General features: G+C 37.9%; 21 protein-coding genes. 15 read left to right on the plus strand and 6 right to left on the minus strand.

Annotated features, from left to right (window positions below; genetic code table 11):
- Nucleotides 1–2 precede the first annotated feature (2 nt).
- The 3 genes from I593_RS01765 (at nt 3) to I593_RS20745 (ending at nt 1,694) form a co-directional block, all read left to right on the plus strand.
- Entirely contained in the window at nt 3–863 is an 861-nt protein-coding gene (locus I593_RS01765; protein ID WP_016165872.1) for a hypothetical protein, read from the plus strand.
- A 175-nt stretch (nt 864–1,038) separates the two neighbouring features.
- Entirely contained in the window at nt 1,039–1,182 is a 144-nt protein-coding gene (locus I593_RS19865) for a zinc ribbon-containing protein (protein ID WP_016165873.1), read from the plus strand.
- Nucleotides 1,183–1,544: 362 nt separating this feature from the next.
- A complete protein-coding gene (locus I593_RS20745) occupies nt 1,545–1,694 on the plus strand; it encodes a zinc ribbon-containing protein (protein ID WP_304521100.1) in 150 nt (49 codons plus the stop codon).
- Between the two features lie 135 nt (nt 1,695–1,829).
- On the opposite strand, the gene I593_RS01770 is transcribed toward I593_RS20745, so the two are convergent.
- Genes I593_RS01770 through tssH form a run of 6 tightly spaced genes read right to left on the minus strand, consistent with a single transcriptional unit; the run spans nt 1,830 to nt 9,389 of the window.
- The gene (locus tag I593_RS01770; RefSeq protein WP_016165875.1) at nt 1,830–2,798 is read right to left on the minus strand and encodes a M15 family metallopeptidase; all 969 of its coding nucleotides are present in this window, start codon (nt 2,796–2,798) and stop codon (nt 1,830–1,832) included.
- 7 nt (nt 2,799–2,805) lie between these two features.
- A complete protein-coding gene (locus I593_RS01775) occupies nt 2,806–3,384 on the minus strand; it encodes a hypothetical protein (RefSeq protein WP_016165876.1) in 579 nt (192 codons plus the stop codon).
- A gap of 14 nt (nt 3,385–3,398) precedes the next feature.
- The gene (icmH, locus tag I593_RS01780; RefSeq protein ID WP_016165877.1) at nt 3,399–4,202 is read right to left on the minus strand and encodes a type IVB secretion system protein IcmH/DotU; all 804 of its coding nucleotides are present in this window, start codon (nt 4,200–4,202) and stop codon (nt 3,399–3,401) included.
- Nucleotides 4,203–4,214: 12 nt separating this feature from the next.
- On the minus strand, nt 4,215–5,579 hold the full coding sequence (tssK, locus tag I593_RS01785) for a type VI secretion system baseplate subunit TssK (RefSeq protein ID WP_016165878.1): 1,365 nt from the start codon (nt 5,577–5,579) through the stop codon (nt 4,215–4,217).
- Between the two features lie 5 nt (nt 5,580–5,584).
- Complete coding sequence (tssA, locus tag I593_RS01790) at nt 5,585–6,697, minus strand: type VI secretion system protein TssA (RefSeq protein WP_016165879.1); 1,113 nt, start codon at nt 6,695–6,697, stop codon at nt 5,585–5,587.
- Between the two features lie 25 nt (nt 6,698–6,722).
- The gene (tssH, locus tag I593_RS01795) at nt 6,723–9,389 is read right to left on the minus strand and encodes a type VI secretion system ATPase TssH (RefSeq protein ID WP_154653723.1); all 2,667 of its coding nucleotides are present in this window, start codon (nt 9,387–9,389) and stop codon (nt 6,723–6,725) included.
- A gap of 355 nt (nt 9,390–9,744) precedes the next feature.
- On the opposite strand from tssH, the gene I593_RS01800 reads away from it, so the two are divergent.
- From I593_RS01800 to I593_RS01855, 12 genes are all read left to right on the plus strand, one after another.
- Nucleotides 9,745–10,419: a hypothetical protein gene (locus I593_RS01800; RefSeq protein WP_016165881.1), complete on the plus strand. Its 675-nt coding sequence runs from the start codon at nt 9,745–9,747 to the stop codon at nt 10,417–10,419.
- Nucleotides 10,420–10,445: 26 nt separating this feature from the next.
- Nucleotides 10,446–10,955: a type VI secretion system contractile sheath small subunit gene (gene tssB, locus I593_RS01805; RefSeq protein WP_016165882.1), complete on the plus strand. Its 510-nt coding sequence runs from the start codon at nt 10,446–10,448 to the stop codon at nt 10,953–10,955.
- On the plus strand, nt 10,948–12,429 hold the full coding sequence (gene tssC, locus I593_RS01810; RefSeq protein ID WP_016165883.1) for a type VI secretion system contractile sheath large subunit: 1,482 nt from the start codon (nt 10,948–10,950) through the stop codon (nt 12,427–12,429). Before tssB ends, tssC begins: the two co-directional genes overlap by 8 nt.
- 48 nt (nt 12,430–12,477) lie before the next feature.
- Nucleotides 12,478–12,981 carry an Hcp family type VI secretion system effector gene (locus I593_RS01815; protein ID WP_016165884.1) on the plus strand — a complete coding sequence of 168 codons (504 nt, stop codon included), beginning with the start codon at nt 12,478–12,480 and terminating at the stop codon, nt 12,979–12,981.
- An 83-nt stretch (nt 12,982–13,064) separates the two neighbouring features.
- Nucleotides 13,065–13,538: a type VI secretion system baseplate subunit TssE gene (tssE, locus tag I593_RS01820; protein WP_016165885.1), complete on the plus strand. Its 474-nt coding sequence runs from the start codon at nt 13,065–13,067 to the stop codon at nt 13,536–13,538.
- A gap of 17 nt (nt 13,539–13,555) precedes the next feature.
- Entirely contained in the window at nt 13,556–15,364 is a 1,809-nt protein-coding gene (gene tssF / locus I593_RS01825) for a type VI secretion system baseplate subunit TssF (protein ID WP_016165886.1), read from the plus strand.
- Entirely contained in the window at nt 15,328–16,320 is a 993-nt protein-coding gene (tssG, locus tag I593_RS01830) for a type VI secretion system baseplate subunit TssG (RefSeq protein WP_016165887.1), read from the plus strand. Before tssF ends, tssG begins: the two co-directional genes overlap by 37 nt.
- Before the next feature lies 1 nt (nt 16,321).
- Nucleotides 16,322–17,728: a hypothetical protein gene (locus I593_RS01835; protein ID WP_016165888.1), complete on the plus strand. Its 1,407-nt coding sequence runs from the start codon at nt 16,322–16,324 to the stop codon at nt 17,726–17,728.
- A gap of 25 nt (nt 17,729–17,753) precedes the next feature.
- Entirely contained in the window at nt 17,754–21,581 is a 3,828-nt protein-coding gene (tssM, locus tag I593_RS01840) for a type VI secretion system membrane subunit TssM (protein ID WP_016165889.1), read from the plus strand.
- 34 nt (nt 21,582–21,615) lie between these two features.
- Nucleotides 21,616–22,575 carry a type VI secretion system-associated protein TagF gene (gene tagF, locus I593_RS01845; RefSeq protein WP_016165890.1) on the plus strand — a complete coding sequence of 320 codons (960 nt, stop codon included), beginning with the start codon at nt 21,616–21,618 and terminating at the stop codon, nt 22,573–22,575.
- Nucleotides 22,576–22,583: 8 nt separating this feature from the next.
- Nucleotides 22,584–23,348: an OmpA family protein gene (locus I593_RS01850; protein ID WP_016165891.1), complete on the plus strand. Its 765-nt coding sequence runs from the start codon at nt 22,584–22,586 to the stop codon at nt 23,346–23,348.
- Nucleotides 23,349–23,370: 22 nt separating this feature from the next.
- A complete protein-coding gene (locus I593_RS01855; RefSeq protein ID WP_016165892.1) occupies nt 23,371–23,637 on the plus strand; it encodes a PAAR domain-containing protein in 267 nt (88 codons plus the stop codon).
- Nucleotides 23,638–23,652: the final 15 nt, after the last annotated feature.

A 23,652-nucleotide genomic window follows, 5' to 3' on the forward strand; every position in this document is an offset into this window, starting at 1 on the left:
AAATGAAAACAATAATTATAGCTGCTTGTATAAGTTCACTCTTTTTAACAGCCTGTGAGCAGAAAAAAACAGAACCTGAATTTATAACACCACGCGACCAATATGGCGCACGCTATAGTGTAGGTGATTTAGGAGGAAGGCCTGTTAACCTTGGTAGAGAAGCCCCATGGGTTGAATATGAAGATAATACAGGCTTCGTAACAGGTAAGAAATATAAACGTCAGACGCGGACCTATCAATCTAAAATTCAGGCCTTTGGATTTTATATGCGTTACACCGATGGATTGGTTTTAGTTCGCTATTATAAAGCATCACCGTATTCGGAGAAACAATATAACGCAGAAATTAACCTGCCTGATAATCATTGGGTAAGAGTCGGTGTTTACGCAGATAAAAGCTATTATGGAGATTTAACAAAGAGATTAGTCAATTCAACGTTAGAAACGAAGATATTATCAAAAAAACAGTTAGAAGAATTCAATTTTAGAGGTATATATTTGCCCACAGATGAGTATGAATATGACTTACAAAAGTATGTTCCACATCCTGAATGGGTGAAACGAAATAAAAAATTAATAGCTAAAAATACGGGGTCTAATATTTTATATAATATAGATGACTTATATGTTGAAAAAAATGAACAAGGAAATGTACTTACCTTAATTACATGTGGATATTCAGAAAACCCTATAGCACGTCAATGTAAACAGGAATTTGTTTTGGAACCAGAAATGAAAGCTAGTCTTTCTATATTATTTCAGCGTGTTCATCTGCAGGATTGGAAACTCATTCAACAACAAGCAAAAAAAGTCGTACAAGGTTTTATTGTAGATCCCATCAAAATTAAAGATGGAATGAAATGATGGGTATCTGATAAATACTTTCAAGATAAAGGGAATTTCATTCAAATGAAGTGAAATTTCGGTGTCAGTAATTCTTAGTTTTATTGTTGACCCATACGGTCACAAAATAGACTCTAAAATCTGAAAAGCTTGTCTATACTCTGTTCACCATTTCTAAAACACATGGAGAACAAAAATGGTAACTGCTGGCGAAAAACCTGGAACAGGCTTCTATTTTTGTATTCAATGCGGACACCGCGTTTACTTAGAAATTGGTACAGACCGTTTACCCCCGTGTACCAAATGCCTTGGCAATCAATTTAACAGCAAGATTGTCTAAGCTGCACACTACAAACAGTGATTCGCTGTTTGGAATAAGGCCCTGTCACACAAGATAGGGCTTTTTATTTGTATCAAGAAAACTATGGAAGGGAACGAAACCTGATACTAGTACTCAGCCGTATTGAGAACTTTGAATATTTGTTCACGATCAATCACTCTAAAGAACAAGGCATATGTGATCTAAAGCCTCATTTGTGTACGTAAAGTAAGCAAATCTTTACTTTAATGATTAAATTTTATTTAGCTCACCAATTTTTTGAATACATTATTTCTTACATTTATGACACCATTATTTTTTAAAATGATCAGTGGACATTGAGCATAAGCGCGTTATACTAGGGTTACCATTTCTAAAACAACATAAGGAGGACAAAAATGGTTACTGCTGGCGAAAAACCCGGAACAGGCTTCTATTTTTGTGTTCAATGCGGACGTCGAGTCTACTTAGAAATTGGTACTGATCGTTTACCCCCGTGTACCAAATGCGCTTGCACTCAATTTCAAAAATAAAAGTGATTAAGCAACAACATTAAAACAGATATCCCTGTTTTAAAAAAAGCCCTATTCATCCATAGGGCTTTTTGTTGTTATGAACCATATAAAAATATAGGACTTGGTATGCAGTCATCCTAATTGGGCGCATTATTAATTTAACTCTTGTGCTAAAAGCTGTCCTTCCGTAGTGAGTTTTTCTGCCATTTCCGCTGTTTTTTTCAAACCTGGCATACGGAACTCGGTATGACCATAGTCATGAATAGACTTCCAGCGTCCGCCCCAAGTTAAACCAACCGACTCGGCAACTTCACCATATAGTTGATAACCTTTCCAAGCCCAAGGATCACGTTCAGAAATGACCACTTTACCATCCCGTTTAAATGCAACATCTGCAGCCAAGCCAAATTGGTGATAGCTTTGGAAGGCTTTAGCACGCGTGGTATTTTTATTGCCAGAAAGCATATTTTGACGCGCGGGACTACGATAACCCTCTAACAATACCAGTTCATAACCATAACGTTCCTTCATGATTTTAAACACCATTAATAGCCGTTGCTTGTAGCGTAAATTCATCCGATCCCATTTACGGTCAATCAATGAAGTATCAAAATGCCCATGACTTTGTTCAAATGTCGTATCGCGTTCTAAAGAGAAAGGTTGAGCCGTGACACTGTTGTTCTGTGCTTGATATTGCTGTTCTAGTTGCATGGCTTCAACAATTGCAGCATCCACCAACTGTTCATCGACCTCTGGTGGTGGTGTCAATATTTCACCATTCAATAAGGCATAAATTTGTGGGTCGACTTTTTCCAGATAATTAGCCTCGACTTTAGTCGGATCAATCGGGCGGGTAAAGGCAAAAAGTAGAATACTGCCCAATAAAAAAAATCCAGCAATCAAAATCCACCATTGTTGTAAATGCCAATGGGTTTGAGTCTGTTCGGCGGAGGCTGCATAACCCATTTCTTGTGCAAACTGACGTGCGTGCCCAAGCTTTTGTTTGCTGTTGGGTAGAATCAACCGCACATAATTTAGGGTTCGCAGCCGAAGCTCATAAGACATTAACAAGCTCAAACCAATCACCAACGCCAGAAAGCTACAGCCAATAAAAATAATCATCTTGGTTTTAATGGGTAGCAGGTGATGATGGATGTGTGGTTTGTGCTTGAGGTTGAGCCAATTCAGCTTCTTTATCCAGTTGATCTAATAAGGCAGGCTTCACTACGCCTTGAGCCAAGGGTTGTGCTGTCGGGGTGGAAGTATGATGTTTCTGCATTCTTTTTTCGATTGAGACCACGGCTTTACTCGCTGATTTGGGTTCTTGCCCCAGATTGGCGAAGGGTGAGCTGTTTGGCGTATGCGTATTAAGATTGGTTGTACTATTCACTGAATGCTTAAATAGTGCGGACATCTCTTGTTCATTGATTTGATTTGGATAATCAATATCCTCATCTGCTGTAGTCGCATTTTCCACGGGCTTGGTTTCTTGGGGAGGTGTATGCGTAGTTGTCTCAGCTTGATTCGGTTCTATGTCAGTGGATGTCATTTTTTCAGTGTTTTGTGCATAAAGATAAAAACCGAAAAATCCACAACTTAAAATAATGCCACCGACAAAACCTGCAATCACATAAATGCTTGAACGCTTTTGTGGCTTTGCAGGATTTGCTTTTAAAATGCGCAGGGTATTTTGCTTTTCTTGAGCCATGGAACTACCACCATTTAAGGTAAATAAATCGTGATATTGGCCTGTTCAGTTGGCGTACTAATCACATTGTTAAATGGTGCAAGCGACTTTTGTGTTTGCTGGTTAAGGGTGTATCTTAAGCCTGCAAAAGCCAGAAGGCTAAAAATCAATAAAAATAGAATAATCCAGACAAAAGGCAGTTCACGATGAATGATGTTCCTGATTTGATCAGGTAGAGCTGAAAAAGGTGAGAATGCAGCTTTTTTCCCTTTTAAATAATCAATTTCATCTCCAATTCGTGCTACCAAATGATTTAGGCTTTCAATCGACTCGATTCGATACTTGCCTTGGAAACCCAACAGTAGGCAATAATGAAAAACTTCAAGTGAGGCGAGTCGGTCTTTACCTTTACTACGTAGTTGCTCCAAAACTTCAAAGAATTGATAACCTGCCAGTTGTGAACCAAACAAACTCAATTGCAGTGGGTTAATTAACCATAGATTTTGCAAATTAAAAAAAGCATCGTTTTGCTGCGTGACGATAGTTTCATCCAACAAGGCACAATAGGCATATTTGGCATCATGAATATCTTCCGCAGAAAATTGTAATTTGCGTGCCTGTTGTTCAAAGCGGTGTAATAAATCCAGAACTTTTTGTCTAAATTGTTCGGGTTGTTGGGGAACATATTGGTTTCTTAATAAAAAAACCACATAAAAACCGTCATACAGTAAATCAATAAGGCAGGATGTTGGCTTCACAATCGCAGGGTGATAAGGCAAGGTATTTGAGCCAATTTGACCATCATCAAACAAAGAGGGTGCCTGACTAGAAGAATTCATTTTTATTATTCCTTAGCTATTCATCACAGCAATTAATTCAATACTAATGTCTTGGAAACCAGATGGAACATAAATACAAATGGTTTCAGAAGACAACATCTGTTGGTAAAGTTCATGATGAGGTTCAATTTCAAAATAACTCACCCCTGAACGCACAGGAATGGCAGTAGGAACTTGCATTAAGTGATGTAATGGAATCGCAGGAAGTGCTGCAACCACACGTTGTTCGACGTCAATGGTACTGCCCACTTTAAAGCGTAAAGGAACAATTTGAATTAGTTCATGCGTTTGCATCATGCTACTCGACACAGAAACATAGAGTCGGGTATCTCGGGTAATTTTGTCGGTTTCAAGACTACCGACCCAGTACGATGGACGTGTTTCTTTTAAGCTAATACTGATGTAGCGGTTTGAAATAATCGTATCGAGTAAGTCACGTAAAATTTGCTCTAAATCACTGAAACTCTGTTGCAGTTGGTGATGTTGGTATTTGGGTAGTTGGTCTACTTCATAGACGGACGAGAACGTCAGTAAAGAACCAGTCAATCGTAACAGTTCGGAAAATAAGCGTTCAGGATGAATCTGAGGGTGTTGAAAAATGTGATTGAGGCTGGCATATGCCGTATTTAGTGCATTGACCAACCAAAAAGACACAATATCACCAGAACGAAATTCAATCAGTTTTTGTTCATTTTCACGATTATTAGATTGAATGGTTTTAATCTTGGCACGAATGATATTCAGCAGGCGTTTCAATTGATTCAACAATGCTGCATTTGATTCAATATGCAATAACGGTGGCATAAACTTCGGGTCAAGTTCAAAATGTCCCGAACTTTGGCGTTTAATCATGCCAACGGGTAGATACAAGAAACCATCCATTTCATGGGTTGGCATGATATGTGGTTCTAATAGCTTAAATTCTGCCCGACGTCGCAATAGGGAAATTTCAGCAGGAGACGCATCGGTAAACAGGTCATGGGTTTCTGTCAAATAACAATGATAACGACTCGGCTGTGAACTTTTTTCATATGAGACATTTTTTTTATTGGCTTGTACAATAGGAATCGCCAAATAAATTTGCATTTCACCTTGCAAGTTTAAATTGTCCAATAAAATGGGTTCAGGTAAAAGGTCACGTGAGGGAGCGGCATAAATTTCACCGTCTTGCCAGATCATTTCAATCGCTTCTAAAGCCAAAACATTTAAGTTCAATTGGCTTTCATCGAAACTAATTTTTTGAATACCGTAGGCAAAAGGGATGGTCGCGCGAATGGTATGATTCAGATGCTGTTCATGATAACGGTCTTGTAATTGAAAGTGTTGAGGACGTAAAAATAAGCCTTCGCCCCAAAGAATTTTTTCTGCTTTAAACATGTCAATTACCAGTTACTTGTTTCATTGTTGGTTGAGGAGATGCCCAATAATTCTTGAACAGATTCAAGTGGATTTTCCTGTTTAATGACCTGAGCTAACCATTCATGTAAAGGCATTTGACTCCATTTCACTGTCTTTTGCAGCATATAACTCACTGGGCTATGGGGTTCATGGGTTTGAAAATAATCGGCAATGTCCTGCAAAACTTTGATAGCTTGTTCCCGATTTTGTAAATGACTTTGTGGTGAAGGCTGAAAACCTTGTTGTGAATGCAGGGGCATAGCGAAAGCTGTTTCGGTTTGAGGCAATTGACGGGTGTCTGTTGATATTTCAAGCGTAGATGAAGTATCTAAAGTGTCAGATCCATATTGAAATTGATCAGCTTTATAAATTTTCTTTAATGACTTATGGATATCTTCAAGCTGTGAATCAATATGTGCAAAGCTTGGCGCTTCCAGTTGCATGAGTTGGTCTAGTACCAGTTTTAAGGTTTCCCAATGCAATAAAAGTTGTTCAAAACTTTGGTAATTCTGTAATTGTACCGTTCGGGAACTTTGCGCAAGTGCGAGGTCAAACTGTTCAAGTTGATTCGAAAATACCGTATCATCATCTGCTAGTTTTCTTTGATTGTTGTTCTGATACAGAAAATTTTCATAATCACATAAAGAATAAGCTGGCGAACTTTCAATCAATGGTGTTTTTTTGATTAATAGCGGAAGTTGATTGACTAAACCTTTTAATAATCCCAAGCGTTGATCTAAGTCATCCTCTTCAATTGCAGGGTGTAACTTGAGCCAGAATTGTTCTAATAAACGGTGTGACAGTTCCAGACTCTTCGATAAGCCATAGAAACCATACAAATTTGCCCATGCTTCAGATAACCAAGTGAGCAGTCGAATATCTTTGGTTTTTTCAATTAGAAGTTGGCAACTTTGTTCTGCAACAAAATTCCAGTCTGCTTGTTTGGGTTCTGTAATCCAATCACCTAAGACCAAAGATGGATCATCTTCAGTCTTGGCTTTTTTAATGGCATGAAATTCATTGGAAAAGGATAAATCTTCCCCACATGCTTTTGCGCCCGAAATGGGTTCGAGTAACTTGTCTAACTCTATATTCATAATACGAAATAATCCAATTTACGTTTTATACAGTTTCAGCTTTGACTGCTTTGGCTTTTTTCTTTTTAGATTGTTTTATCTTAGAATCAAGAACATAAATGAATTCATCATTGTCTACGTCTATCCAAATTTGATTTGGCAACTTTTGTTCGCTTAAAGCCAGTAAAATTTCCGTCGCTAAAGCAGGTAGAATCGAAGCATTTAATATATGATCTATATTTCTGGCACCGCTATCCACTTCAGTGCAACGGCTAAGTAATAGCTCACTGACATCATCACTATACTGAACCTGCACATGATATTGCTGCTCGATGCGTTTGATAATTTTTCCTAATTTATGCTCAATGATTTGAATTAAAAGATCATCATGTAATGGGAAATAAGGAACAATTTGCATACGACCTAAAAATGCAGGTTTAAATTGCTGATATAAACTTGGTTTTAATTTATCAAGCAGTTGCTCAGCAGTAGGCCATTGCTCGACAGGATGATTTAGACAGGCTTGCATAATGCTGCTTGAGCCTGTATTTGAAGTCAGTAAGATCGTAGTGTTTTTAAAATCAATGACACGTCCTTCACCATCTTCTAGAGTACCTTTGTCGAAGACTTGGAAAAATAACTCTTGAACATCTTGATGTGCTTTTTCAATTTCATCCAGTAAAACAACACTATACGGATTTCGTCGTACAGCTTCGGTCAATACGCCACCTTGACCATAGCCGACATAACCCGGAGGCGAACCTTTTAACGAGGAAACGGTATGGGCTTCTTGGTATTCGGACATGTTAATGGTAATTAAGTGCGATTCACCGCCATATAATTCCTGTGCTAGCGCCAATGCTGTTTCGGTCTTACCTACACCACTTGGTCCCACTAACATAAACACACCTTGTGGTTTATTGGGATCCTCAAGCTTAGCTTTAGCAGTTTTAATACCTTGAACTAGCAGTTTTAACGCATAATCTTGCCCCATGACGCGTTGTTCAAGTTTGCTTTTTAGGTTCAGTATTTGTTTAATTTCATCGCTGACCATGTTACCTACAGGAATACCTGTCCAATCAGAAATAATTTCATTAATGATGGTGGCATTCACACGGTCATACACGAGAGGGTTATTGTCTTGTAATTGCAGCAGTTTAAATCTTAATTCAACAATTTGCTCATTACAGTTAACGGTTTGGCCATCTTGCAGCGCTTGAATTTGTTTGACTAAAACCAGTTCTTGCTGCCATTTTTGTTGTATGACTTGAATATTTTGTTCTAAACACAGAATGTTTTCTTGAATGCTGTTCAAACGTTCTTCATGAATTGGATTACTTTGATGTTCATTTTGTAGAATGTTTAGTTCTAATTTGAGATTGTGTAATTGCGCTTGAAATTGGTCTAATTGAACAGGTTGAGCATTCTGCGTAAGTGCGACACGTGCAGCCGCAGTGTCTAAAACGCTAATCGCCTTATCGGGGAGTTGGCGCCCTGTAATATAACGATGTGATGCATGAACAGCGGTGATAATTGCTTCATCATCAATTTGTAACTTAAAATGTTCAGTCATAACTGGAATCATGGCGCGTAGCATATCAATGGCGACAGCTTCGGTTGGTTCCTCAACTTGAATAACTTGAAAGCGACGACTTAAGGCTGCATCTTTTTCAAAGTATTGTTTATATTCTGCCCAAGTTGTTGCAGCAATAGTACGCAGTTCACCACGAGCTAGCGCGGGTTTAAGTAAATTTGCAGCATCGTTTTGCCCCGCTTGTCCTCCTGCACCAATCAGTGTATGTGCTTCATCAATGAATAAAATAATAGGATGGCTTGAACTTTGAACTTCTTGGATAATCTGTTTGAGTCGGTTTTCAAACTCGCCTTTTACACTGGCTCCTGCTTGTAATAACCCCATATCTAAGGTGTGAAGTTGTACATTTTTGAGCGCATCTGGAACGGAGTTTTGTGCAATTTTTAACGCCAGTCCTTCAACAACCGCTGTTTTTCCGACGCCTGGTTCGCCAGTTAAAATCGGGTTGTTTTGCCTGCGTCGCATCAGAATATCGAGCATGAGGCGAATTTCATGTTCACGTCCAATTACAGGGTCAATTTGTCCGTTTTGTGCTTTTTGCGTCAAGTTGATGGTGTATTGATTTAAAGCAGGTGTTTGTGAAGTTGATGGTTGGGAACTAGAGGGAAGATCTGTTTTTGGCTGTACTGCTGGCGTTGTATGACATTCGGTACTGTTTCGACAAATGTCTAAAAACTGATGTTTTATTGTGTCGATTGGCAATATGGTTAAGTGTACAGATGCTCGGGTTGCAATCTGGTGTAAATCAGTCGCGGTAAGTAATGCAATCAATAAATGGCTACTTCGAATAACAGGTATTTTCTCAGCAGAGGCCACTAGCCAAGCTTGTTCAAATAAACGAACAATAGACAAAGCAAAAATAGGGGTACGAGTGTTACCTTTAGGTAATAATGCAATACTTTGGCTTAAATCATTTAAAAGTTCTTCATGCGCGATTTTGTATTTTTTTAATACGAGTTGCAGATCATTATCTGAATTTTGTTTCACCAATTCAGTCAGTAAATGCTCAATCTCTATTTCAAAATTTTGTTGAGAAACACAAAAGTTCGCTGCCTTTTCTAAAGCTTCACGTGCAGGAATAGACAGTTTTGTAATTAAAACTTTTAAATTATTCATTATGGATCTCAGCTTTTGAGACTAAGATTTGAATTACTACTTTAATACGAATATTTTTGTTGGTTAAGTTATTAATAAAAAAGTAATAATCAAATTTTCTTAGTCAAAAAAATCATAACTTTCTAGCATGAAAAATTATGTTTTTAAGTAATTGGTATAAAGTCGTGCGAATCATATATCATAAAATTTAAGAAAAAAAGTGTTATTTAAATTTATTAAATGTCGAAAGATGACAAAATTTGTCTTGACTACTGTGGTTAATATTTAGTTAAATCTGCCTACTTTAAAAATACATAAAGTAAAAACCAGAATATAAACGGTTAAAACTTTAGACAAAGACTTAATAATAGAGGTTGTTTTGAAGACGAATATTCTCTTGTGGGCAGGCTTAATGCTGTCTAGTTTATCTATGAGTGCATTTGCGAGTAATTCAGATATTGATATTTCTCGAAGTTGCATCAAGAAAAATCCGTTAGTTTCTGGTGAAAATGATCCTGTTTTATTAAAAACATATAGCCAAATTTGCGATAAAAAAAACGCAGATAATAAAAATGGTTATTTAGTTCAGGCAGCGCAACGTTTTCAGCAAATTGGTCGAAGCGATAAGGCTTTAGCACTGGTACAGCAGCTTGAAGCTGAAAAAGTACAAGGCAATACTCTGACTGATGTCAAGTTTCTAGCAGCGACTAATATTGCAAATGATGCATTAAAACAAATGCGTCAGAAAGAAATGCGCTATCTCAGTTCGGATATTACATATCCTGCAGCAAGTGAACTCATTCGATCAATAGATTCAGCAAAACCTGCTTCAGTTTTATTAGAAACCGCTTTAGATAATGCTGGAAAGAATCAAACGACATCAAAATCATCGAAAAAGAAATCAGCAAAAGTTACCACAACTGTAAAGAATAAGACCAAAACCAAACCTACAGTAGTAACAACCAATAAGGTGAAGGCAAGTACAACGACAGCTAAAGTCAATACGACAAATACGAGTACAAATAGTAGTAGCAACCCTTTTGCTGGTTTATAACAATTTAAAATACAAGGCTTTAAATCATGGCTAAACGAGAAAGCGTGCAAAAAAAATTGCAACGTATTCGCCCCCCGCGTGTCCAACTTACTTATGACGTAGAAGTGGGTGAAGGTAAAGAAATCAAGGAACTTCCTTTTGTTGTTGGTGTTTTAGGAGATTTTTCTGCGGCTTCTGAACAGGAAAAAACCAAACTTAAAGATAAAAAGTTTGTGAACGTCGATTTAGAAAATATTGATGAAGTCATGGAATCACTTTCACCACGAGCGACTTTCCAGGTGCAAAATACGCTTTCAGAAACGGGTGGGCGCTTTGGAGTTGATTTAACCTTTAAATCAATGGATGACTTTAGACCAGAAAATATTGCACAGCAAATTGAACCACTGCGTAAACTGGTCGAAGCGCGTGAACGTTTAACGGATTTACGTAACAAAATCTCGAATAGTGAGCGTTTAGAAGACTTGTTAGATGATGTTTTAAAAAATACTGAACAAGTCCGCCAACTGAGTGAAGAAGTAGGAGCGGACAATGAGTAATATGCAATCGGCAGTCGCTATAAAAGATAACTCAAGTGAATTTGGTCTACTCGATTCTATTGTTGAGCAGAGTCGCATTGCTCGAAATGGTGAAGAGCATGATCGTGCGAAAAGCCTCATTGCTGAGCTGGCAAAGGAAGTCATGGCTGGAACAATTACAGTTTCAGATAATATGTCGATGTCGATTGATAAGCGGATTGCCGAAATTGATGACTTGATTTCTAAACAATTAAGTCAAATTATGCATCATGCTGAGTTTCAGAAAATTGAATCAACATGGCGCGGATTATATTACTTCTGTCAAGAATCACCTTCAAATCCACTCATTAAAATTCGGGTATTAAACACCACGAAAAAAGAGTTGATTAAAGATTTTCAAAGCGCTACAGATTTTGATCAAAGCACCTTATTCAAGAAAATTTATGAAGAAGAATATGGTTCCTTTGGTGGAGCACCGTATGCAACTTTGATTGGTGATTTTGAATTTGACCGTACTCCAGCTGATATGTATTTGTTAGAGCAAATCTCACATGTTGCTGCGGCATCTCATGCTCCATTTATCTCCGCAGCCAGTGCCAATATGTTAGGTCTGGAATCGTTTACTGATATTGACCGACCGCGAGATGTATCAAAAATTTTTGAAACCGCTGAATATGTGCAGTGGCGTTCATTCCGTGAAAGTGATGATGCCCGTTATGTGGCATTAACCATGCCACGTGTTTTAGGTCGTTTACCCTATGATCCAAAGCAAGGCATGCAAACCGAAGGCTTTAATTTTGTAGAAGAGGTTTCGGGTCAAAACCACGATGAATATTTATGGATGAATGCTGCTTATGCATTTGGGACACGTTTAACTAATGCATTTGATATGCATGGTTGGTGTGCTGCAATTCGTGGAGTAGAAGGAGGGGGATTGGTAGAAGGTTTACCAGTACATACCTTTAAAACCAGTGATGGTGAAGTTGCATTCAAATGTCCAACTGAAATTGCGATTACAGACCGCCGCGAAAAAGAGCTAAGTGATCTTGGTTTTATTCCATTGGTACATTGTAAGAACACGGATTATGCAGCATTTTTTGGTGCGCAATCAGCGCAAAAGCCAAAGAAATATGACAGCGATACTGCAAATGCAAATTCTGCATTATCGAGCCAGATTCAATACATTATGGCAGTTTCTCGTATTGCACACTATTTAAAAGCCATGATGCGTGACAAAGTCGGTAGTTTTGCATCAGCAGGCAATGTCGAAGCATTTTTAAATGAATGGTTGGCAAAATATGTGCTCTTGGATGATGGGGCTTCTCAAGAAGCAAAAGCCCAATTTCCATTAAGAGAAGCTTCCGTGAAAGTTGTAGAAAACCCAGCAGAGCCTGGTCACTACAAGTCTGTGGTTTTTTTAAGACCACATTTCCAGCTGGACGAGTTGTCCGTATCTTTGCGACTCGTCACTGAGTTGCCTCAGTCTTCTAATTAAATTAAGAACAGCTCAATAATTAAGAACTTTATAATATAGGATAATCTCATGAAAGATATATACGTCGAATTTCGAGGTAAATACAAAGTTGATGGTGAGTCACGCGACTCAGAGCACAAGGGTTGGTTAGAAGTAAACTCTTGGGCACACAATATTCGTCAGCCTAAGTCTGCAACTTCATCTAGCGTAGGTGGTCATACCGCTGAACGTGTTGAACATGCAGATATGCACTTTGTAAAAGATCTTGATGCGACTAGCCCGAAACTATGGGAAGCATGTTCAGCAGGTTACACTTTTGATGAAGTGCAAATCGATTTTTACCGTGCCAATGGTGATAAGCGTATTAAATATCTTCAAATTAAATTGAAACATGTTTTAGTTTCAAGTGTTGCACCAAGTGTTAATGAAGAAGGTGTGCCAACTGAAACTTTCGGTTTGAAATATGCTGCAGTTGAGTGGACCTATAATCAACAAGATATTAACGGTACTGCGAAAGGTGCTGTGACCAAGAAATGGTCATTGTCGAATAACACAGCATCTTATGCTGCGTAACTAAACTCAGATCAATACATAGAGGATAACTAATGTTGTCCTCTATTTTTTGAATGCAGAATAAATTGACTGAGATAATGAGCATGAGTTTAGAACAATTACATCCCTACGGTTTTCAGTCCACACTGTTTGATCGCTTGCTTCCTGAAACTGAGAGTATAAAAGGACTTTCAATTCAAGAATTAAGACAGTCAGTCGCCAATGATCTTGAAGATTTACTGAATAGCCGTATAGCAAAATTAGATCATCTTATTGATGCTTATCCTTTGTCAAAACAATCGATTGTACAATTTGGCATTATTGATTTTGTTGGACTTTCGACTGCAAATCCTCTTGATCGCGATAAAATTTGTCAGTCGATAGAACAATCTATTTCTGCACATGAGCCACGCTTAAAACAAGTCAAAGTGGAGATGCTTTTAGATGGTCACAATATGGGGGCATTGTGTTTAACCATCCAGGCATATTTAAATATCCATCCCTTATATGAGCCTGTGGTTTTTGATGCATTATTAAAACCAACGACGCAACAATATGTTATTTCTGCGCAAGCTTAAGGTATAAGGACAACGCTGTGATCGAAGAACTTTTACCTTATTATGAAAAGCAGTTACAAGAGTTTGCGCTACAGTCCAGAGTATTTGCAAAAAAGTATCCTAAAATTGCGCAACGTTTATCTCTAAATCAAGAGCAAATTGATGATCCGCACATTGAGCGGCTGATTCAAGCTTTTTCGTTAATCGCAGCAAGAATTGATAAAAAATTAGAAGATAGTTATGACGTGTTTACACGGTCATTATTTGAGGTGATGTTTCCTCAATATTTGAGACATTTTCCTGCTTGTACCGTGGTGAGTTTCGAAGATATAGAAAAACAGAAGAAGCTTACGGAAGGTACGATTGTCCCAGAAAATACAACACTGAAATCACGAAGTGTAAAAGGGGTACAGTGTGAGTTTAAAACCAGTATGGCTGTACAGCTCTTACCGCTTCAGTTGAAATCTCTGGAATTTCAGACCAATCAGAGCTCACATTTACATTTGAATCAAAATGCCACTTTAGTTTTTTCTTTTGAAGCTTTCAATGGGGCAGAAGCATGGTTGGACAATGAAGTCTTACCTATTTATTTAGATGCTATTTCAAATTTTCCTTTGCAGTTTTTAGATGCAGTTTTTAAATCTGAAACCAGTTTTAGCTTGAAATCAGGTCAGCATACTTTGGCAATTGAGAATCCATTTGAAGTGATGGGCTTTGCTGAGAATGAAAGTCTATTGCCTCTCGATCAGCATACTCATCATGCTTATCGGCTTTTAATGGAGTATTTTTGCTTTTCAGAAAAATTCAACTATCTTAAATTGAATTTAAAGGGTCTGAAAAAATTAACACAACGAAATAGCCAATTTGAATTACATGTTCATTTAAAACTCAATTTGACTGACCCTGCAATTGTTCATAATTATTCAGCTTTGAATATTGCAAATTTCAAGTTATTTAGTAGTCCTGCCGTTAATCTATTTGAGAAAAAGGCTGAGCCTCAGAAGATTGATCATAAAAAATTAGAATATCCAATTTTAACGGATGCGCATCACCCTGAATTTTATCGTGTTTATTCAATCCTTAATATGCAAATGATGAGAGAAAAACATGAACAGGATGCTGTGACTTATCCGATCACACCATTTTTTGCCATGAGTCATGCCCATAAAGAGAATGTCCGATACTTTTATGCACTGAATCAAAAACAATACCAACATAAGAATATTGAATTGGGTTATTCCATTATTTCTCGGCATTTGAATCCACATGAAATCAAGTCTGATTTTATTAGTACAAACTTATTGTGTTCGAATGGTAATTTGCCTTACGAGAGCATGAGTCTGAGTCAGCATACTCTAAATATGAATGGTACAGGCTTGGTTCGACGTGCACAGGTCTTAAAACGACCTACCCCATGTTATGTTTTTAATGGAAATAAAGAAGAACAGTGGCGCCTGATTTCACATTTGTCTTTGAATTTAATGACATTAATGCAAGAAAATGCCGTACCCCATATTCAAGAATTGTTGGCTTTATATAATTTATCAAATGCCAAAGAAAATCATCTATTGATTGATGCTATTCAGGGCATTGAATTTGAATCTACCCATAAAATGATGAATATCAAGCCATTCCCAGCTTTTGTCCGCGGTATAAAAGTCAAAGTATCAATCCAAGCGGAAGTCTTTCGGGGGCATAGTTTATATATTTTTAGCCAGTTATTGAGCTATGTATTCAACTTAAAAGTACAAATGAACAGTTTCGTTGATTTAATTATTTTTGATGATCAATCAGGACAGGAGTTATACCAATGCGTTCAGAACGTTGGTGGCAAGAAGCTTCTGTAATTGATGGCCTGTTTCATACACCTACGGCTTATGAGTTTATCCAAACGACTCGCTTGTTACGGCATGATCCTATTTTTAATCAGGTTCAACATTGGGCGGATCGTTTTAGTTTTGAGAGCTCAATTCAGCTCAACTTTCCTGTTTCTGAGCTTGAGTCCTTAAATCTAGTAGACAATAAAATTGAACTCAAAAATTTGATGGTGGGATTACTCGGGATACAAGGGGCATTACCTTATAGTTATACGCAGAAAATTAAGTTATCACCACGCAAGCAACGTGATGAAGTACAGAAATTTATTGGGCTGTTTAATCACAAGTTGACTGCTCAGTATGTCGATTCCAGTCTGGTATATAACTTACCTGTTCGTTACGAAATTGATCAGAATAATCACTATTTAACGATTTTACATGCATTGAATGGTTTTGTACGTCAGCAACATCAGCCTTCTGAATTGGAAGATTTTTTTGCCGAGTTTTCAGGGTTAATGCAAGGGCAGAATAATAATGTGCATGCCTTGAAAACGATGTTGCATTGTGTATTTAAGCAAAAAATCGAAATTAAAGAATTTATTGTGGAAATCTTCCAGCTTAATGATGTTCAGAAAACCAGTTTGGGCAGCTTGGCTAAAAATGCTTTAGGTTTAAATACTTTTTGTGGCGAAAAAGTCCGTCAGGTGGATGGAAAAATTGAAGTTCAAATTGGGCCTTTAACCTACCCACATTATTTAGATTATTTGCCTGGAAAAGGATTAAGCGAACAACTCCGAAAGATTTTTAAGAGTTGGTGTGACCCGACTTTACATGTCGATGTTCGTTTAATTTTGAAAAGAACTGACAAAAAAACAGTTCAAATTGGTGCAAACCAATCATTAGGTTTGGGGCAGGGAACTTTCTTAATGCCAACATTGACAGAAGATCATAACGAATTTTGTTATGCGTTAATACGAGAGATCTAAAATGCTTAAAATTATATTAAGTACAGTTTTAAGCATATTTTTCGTAAGTTCTACGCTGATTATTTATTATTGGCGCGATGCTAAATTTGAACCGACAGCACAAGATTTATTGCTTTATTTTGTGTTGATGCCTTTTTTGATTTCATTGGTAGTACTCAGTCCTTATCTCCTATGGAAGCTGTACCAATTTATACAAAATAAGCAACGAGATGCACAACTGATAGAAACTCATTCATCTTCTGACAATGTAAATACACAAAATCAGCTGTCTCCTGAGTATCTACGTTTAAATGTTTATGCAGTATCGTTGCAATCGGCTTTGGGGCAAAACCAAGAAATATTTGCCAAAATGGCTGAGATGCCTGCACCTACATTGGATTCCAAACTTGTGAATCAGATGGGTAATCCAATTTTATCTTACCGAATGCCTGATCCTGTCGATGAGACTTTAGACCGTGAGGTGGATCGCCCTGATATAAGCGAAATTCAACAACGCATACAGGCATTGATTCAGGCAGAACTCAATGAAAATTGTGCATCCTTATTAACTATTGTGGAGCATTTGAAAAATTCTGCGATGTTTTATGACCAACAACTTGCTTATGAATATCGTATGCATCCTGCTTGGGTTCGCTCTGATTATCAGGAAGATGAAGAGGAACAAACAGTGGTTATGGATGTTCCACGCCTCAATATGTTGAATATTCATGTCGTACTTTCCGATTATTTACTCCATGTTTGGAATGAACAATCGAGTGATGTATTGATTGAAGAGTATTTACAGAGTTTAGGGCTATTAGTCCAACAAATAAACGTGCATTACCATTATTGGGGTACCGAAACTGCTTACGTGGAATGGATTGAATTACTTAAAGCCATTCAGCATCAAAAGGATGAAGTTTCATATATTACGGTGGTTGACTCAGCCATAGATCAGGACATTATCGACGAACATTTATGGGCAATGGATCAATATATTCCTGCAGAGTTTATTGGTAGTTGTTGTATTTCAGCTGAATCGGTCCGAGTTGAGGAACTCTCTAGAGTCAAGGTGATTGAACTGGTTGAAAATGAAACCAATGTAATGAACTTTATTAGAAAATTAGGTATTGAAAACTTAGAACAATATGAGAACGAAACTCCGTTTTTTGTGGTGCCAGACAATATTGCTCAAATCAAAGTTGCTCAACAAATAGCAACACGTATTGGTGCATCAAACATACAGTCGTATCACTGCTTATATAGTCATTACAGTTTAGGACATACGCAAAGTTTGGCTAAGATTTTCGGATTTCTTCTTGGACTTCAAGCACCTGAATCTATGCATAGTTTTATGTTCAGTCTGGATGCTCCACACACACATGTGATATTTCAGTCTGAAGAATTACTATCAGAATTAAATACTTAAGAATATTAAAATTGACGAGATAACAATGTATACAATTTTAGGCTACTTGTGGCAGTACATTACCAACCCAAAAGCAATGATTGCACTTTCCATATTGGTTGCTCTGATATCTTCATTTAATGTGGTGCCTCGGCATATCTTTATTATGCTGTGTATTGCCTATCTTTTAGGTTTAATCGGTTATGGTATTTACTGGTTGATTCAACGTCGAAAGTATGAACAGCAAGGTGAACAACTTGCAGAAGCAATGGGTAAGGAAACCGAATCTGAGTACAGTCAAACCAAAAATAATGAAGAATTAAGATTGATTCAACAACAAATGAAAGAATCCATTCAACTGATTCGTAAATCAAAATTGGGGGATAAGAAGGGCAATGCTGCTTTATATGAACTGCCTTGGTATATGGTCATTGGCAATCCAGCAGCAGGTAAAAGTTCGGCGATTTATAATTCTGGCTTAAAGTTTCCATTTGAAGAATCCCATCAAAAAGTAGTGTCTGCTGGGCTAAGTGGAACCCGAAACTGTGACTGGTTTTTCTCAACAGATGGTGTTTTATTAGATACAGCAGGTCGTTATTCTGTGTATGCAGAGGACCATGGTGAATGGCTTGGTTTTTTAAAACTATTGAAAAAAAATCGACCGAAAGCACCAGTGAATGGCTTAATTGTGGTGGTTAGTATTGCCGAATTGATTAGTCAGAGTCCTGAGAAATCACTAAAACTTGCCAAAAATTTAAGAGCACGTATTCAAGACTTAACAGAACGATTAGAAGTTTTTGCACCAGTTTATGTGGTGTTTACGAAAATGGATTTGATTGCGGGTTTTACTGAGTTTTTTGAATATTATGAGGGGCAGGAATTCGATCAAGTGTGGGGTGCAACACTTCCATATCACGCTGACTCTTCGCCGAATGCTTCAGACTTATTTGAGCAACATTATAATACGCTATTTGATGGCTTAAAAAGCGTAAGCACCACACATTTAAGTCGTCGCCATGCACAAAATATTTCACCTGGGGTAATGACATTTCCGCTCGAGTTTAAAACATTAAAACCAGCGGTAAAGACCTTTATTGCCGCATTATTTGAAGACAACCCTTATCAATTTAAACCTGTTTTTCGTGGTTTCTATTTTACCAGTGCATTACAAGAGGGCATTATTGAAAGCCCGATGACTGAGCAAATTGCGCAAGAATTTGATTTGAATCGGCTACATGTTGAAGATGCCTCAAAGAAAATCAATGCGCAAAATCATGGTTATTTTTTGAAAGGTTTATTTTCAAATGTAATTTTAAAAGACAAAAATTTGGTTAAGCAACATATTAATCCTTTGCGTAAACGCCAACGTTACTTGGGCTTTATGGTGGGTTTAATAACAGTTGCTATGGTACTTGGCGTATGGGTTTGGTCTTATCGTAATAACCAGCAGTTGATTTTGGATGTACAAGCGGACCTAAACAAAGTCCAACAGTTGGAAAAAACATCCGAAAATGATTTAGCGACACAATTAGAAGCCCTTTTAATACTGCAAAATCGATTGCAGCAATTAGATACCTTTGATCAAGATCATCCTTTCAAATTTTCATTCGGTTTATATCAAGGCAATCAATTGCGTGAGAAATTACAAGGTGAATATTTGAAAGGTATTCGGCAGATTGTATTGGAACCTTCGCAACAGAATATTGCGCAATATTTGCAGCGGGTTAAAAGTAATGAAGCAACGTTAAAGGCGAATCATGTCAATGTACAAATTCAACAATTGGCCGCCAATAAGAATCAACAGTACTTTGAACCGTCTGATACTAACCCTCAAGATGCTTATAATGCTTTAAAGGCATATATCATGCTGAGCAATCCACAGTATATGGATGCAAGTCATCTCAGTGATCAGGTGACAAAGTTCTGGCGTTCTTGGTTATTGGCAAATCGTGGAGCAATGCCGCAAAGTGAGCTGATGCAAAAAGCGGAGCAAGTTTTAACTTATGCGATGTCTCTAGCAAATCAAAAACAGTTCCCTGTATTAGAAGCGGATACACAATTGGTGGATCAAACTCGTCAAGTGATGGTGGCTGTAGTACGGGGTATGCCAGCGCGAGACCGAGTTTATAATGAAATTAAAATGCGTGCATCAGTTCGTTTCCCTGCACTGACTGTTGGTCAAATTGTGGGAGAAAATAATAAGAGCATATTAATGGGAGGCTATGCGCTACCAGGTGTATTCACTTATAAGGCATGGGATGATTACGTTGCTCAAGCCATTGAAGATGCCGCGAATAAACCGACTGATACAAAAGATTGGGTGCTGAATACGACTCAATCGGATGATTTAACTTTTACTGGAAGTCCAGATCAAATTCGAAAACAACTCACCCAGTTGTATAAGCAGGAATATATTGCAGAATGGAAAAAGTTCCTGAACGCCGTACATTATGCAAAAGGAACAGACTTTAAAAGTGATGCTCGTATTGTCGAAATCTTAGGTGAACCGCAAAACTCACCAATCAGAATATTGATAGAACGTGTGACGAAAGAAACCAGTTGGGATAACCCAGTTGTACAAGCTGAATTGGCAGCACCACAAACAGGTTTTGTTGCATGGTTCAAGCGTACGATATTAAGACAAAATAACGAAGATGCCATAAAGAAAGCCATCAATCAGGCTCAAGGGCCAATATCGCAAGAGTTTGTATTTTTCTATCAACTGATACGTAAGCGTGATGATCAGCAAAATCAGTCTCTTTTGGATGAATATTTAAATAACCTTTCTCAGGTACGTAGTAAGTTTAATGATTTAAAAAATGCAGGGGATATTGGCCCAAGTGCTTTAACCGTCGTTAAACAAACGATTAATGAACAAACTTCTGTATTTAATGCTACGCAGAAAATTGTCGATGAAAAGTTAATGGTTGGGCTGAATGCGACAGATCAGCAAGTGTTACAACGTCTATTGGTGAGTCCATTGACCCAAGCTTTTAATGCTTTATTGCCTCCTGCACAAGATGAACTGAATAAATTATGGGTCATGCAGGCATATCAACCATTCAGCACGACTTTGGGACAAAAATATCCATTTAATCAGGGCGCGACAATACAAGCGACCAGCGCGGAAATTGCACAGATTTTTGGTGAGACAGGCAGTATTGCTCGTTTTGTTAAAGAAAGTCTGGATCCTTTAGTGATCCGACGTGGATATATGTTGTCCTCCAAAACTTGGAAAGATTTAGGTATAGGTCTAAATCCGCAGTTTGTGATGAGTTTTCAAAGTTATGTTGCGCCAGCGAATGGTGTAGCGACAGGTGATTTAAATCAAACAGCACCTTCTACTGCCGCGAGTCAATCGAATTTCCAATTCTATCCATTACCGAATCCAAAATTTCTGTCCTATAGCGTCGATATTGATGGTCAAAGAATGGTGTATGAAAATGGAATACAGCAGTGGGTGAATTTCATTTGGCCAAATCCAGGTGCTATTCCTGGTGTCAGAATCACAGCTGTCGACTTGGAAGGACAAACTCATACCATTTTTGAGGCACCAGGTGAATATGGCATTAACCGCTTGATTGATTCTGCGCAAAGAAAGCCACAAAACGGCAGTTTTGAAATGACTTGGGCCAGTCCAAAAGATCCATCACTTGCTGTGAAGTTAAATTTCCGCCTGATTAGTGGTAATAGCGGTGGCAGTGTTGGTGCTGGTCGTGGTTATGCAGGTCTGCAACTGGTGGATAAAGTGGTTATGGACAAAGCTGTACGAGTGGTTGCTGCACAAGTTGCTCCGCCACAAGTCAACATAAAAGAAGCTCCGCAAAATTTGACCTCTCCTTCGCAAGTTTTATCAGGAGTAAAACCACAATGACACGATGCTTGAAAAGGAGTGAGGGAGGGACCCAATGCAAGTAAGTAAAACGGCATCATTTTATTTTGGTAAGAGTCCAGCGCGTGGAGACTTCCTAAAAAGTAAAGGGCAGTCTAATGTTATTCAAATGATTGATCGCTGGATGACTGAAGCATTGGAGTTGGCGATGCAAAAGCCTGACTTTGAAAAATCATATCAAACTCTGCCGAGCTTAGATTTTTTTATTGCCAATCCAATGGAATCAGCGCTTTTACTTGCCAACTTAGAAGCCAGTGAAGATGCTTCGGGGCGAAAGTTTCCAATGGTATTGTGTCATTTGCTAGAAGTTTCTAATCCAATGCAGAATTTGTGCTATGCACCAGTTGTGTATAAACCGTTATTAATTGATTTATTTCAAACGAATAAAAAGTTGCAAACAATTCGGGAACCCGATCAATTACTGGAACAATTATCACATTTTGGTCGTGATAAGCAGAGTTGTCATCTTAATCTTAGTCTCGACTTCTTTGATCATCAGACCATGTATTCATTTGCCAGTTTAATGAAAATGAATAGTTATCAACTGGCTCAAAGTATGATTGGCTTAGGTTTGTTATTACAACCTATTCTCAGTGTAGGCGTTGCTAATTTAAATAAGGTGTTGATTTTACCCATACATAATGCACGTTATCGTTATGAAATTGCAGCATTCTGGGTCAATTTAATTCATTTGTTCATTGGTAGCCAAAATACAGAAGTTTTGATCGGGTTGTTGCATGCCGAAGAACCTATTTTACTCTTTGGATTTCAAGGTGCCGATATTTCAGCACTCAGCGATATTTTTATGCAAAATTTTACCACTGAACGTTGGGTTTCTTTGATTCATGCCGAATGGATTGATCGCTATTTGGAACAAAATGCCGGTTTAGCAGCCTTAGAACAGGCCTTGTGTGAGCGACAATTGAGCCTCACTCAAGGGGTTAAACTTTTTAAACAAACATTTATTCGTGGCTAATATTAACAATGAATTTAAAAAATAGAACGATTTACAAAAATATCATCTTGGCATGTAGTTTTTTGTCTAGTGCTTTACTTTATGCACAGCCTGTAATTGTTGAAGGTGTGGTTGCTAATCAAACCAGTAAACAGGCAATTTTACAGAAATTGTATGCTGTTTATGGGCAGGATCAGGTTGTGGATAAAATCCAGATAAGACCTGTCGCCACACCCCAAGCTTGGGATAATACTGTGGCACGGGTGATTACTCCAGATTTAAAAAAAATCACAGCTGGTAAGTTAACTGTAAAAGGAACACAAGTTGAATTAACAGGAAAACTGATGAATCCAACAGAAATTCAACCAGTTACATCTATGTTTCAATCTCTTGTACTGCCACCTTATCGGGTAAATACGAGTTTTACGATTAATCAATCCGAACAAAAAATCGTAGATGATGCTTTGAAAGATCGAATTGTAGAATTTGAATCTGGAAGTGCAATTTTAACGCCTACAGGAACAAAAATTCTGGATGAGATGGCAGTGGCATTAAATAAAGTACGAGACAAGAACGTCAAAATTATTGGCCATACTGATAGTTCTGGTGATGCTAAAAAGAATGTGGCGTTGAGCTTAGCACGCGCAGAAGCAGTCAAAACGTATTTAATTCAGAAAGAAATTGTTGCAGGACGTTTAAGTACGGCTGGATTGGGTTCAGAGAAACCTGTCGCGGATAATGCCTCAATAGAGGGACGTAAAAAAAATCGTAGAATTGAGTTTGAAGTACTTTAATTGCTAATAAGGGGATAAGGGTATGGCGGTGCCTTATATAACAGTTGGATGTCCAACAACAGGTGGTGGTAAAGTAATTTCTGGAAATGCAAGTTTCTTGGTCGAAGGGATTGCAGTTGCTTGTATTGGAGATAAAGCAACTTGTCCGTTGCATAAAGTGGTCGCGACCATTATTTCAGGAGATATGCATATGTTGGTGATGGGCAAAGCCGTTGCAAGGGTCAATGATGCGTTATCTTGCGGCTGTAAATTATTACCGAAGCAAAATATGGTGCAAGGTGCGAATTAGAAGTGATATAAAAAT

Origin of the sequence: Acinetobacter tandoii DSM 14970 = CIP 107469, from assembly GCF_000400735.1 — a bacterium.
Classification (GTDB): Bacteria; Pseudomonadota; Gammaproteobacteria; order Pseudomonadales; family Moraxellaceae; genus Acinetobacter; species Acinetobacter tandoii.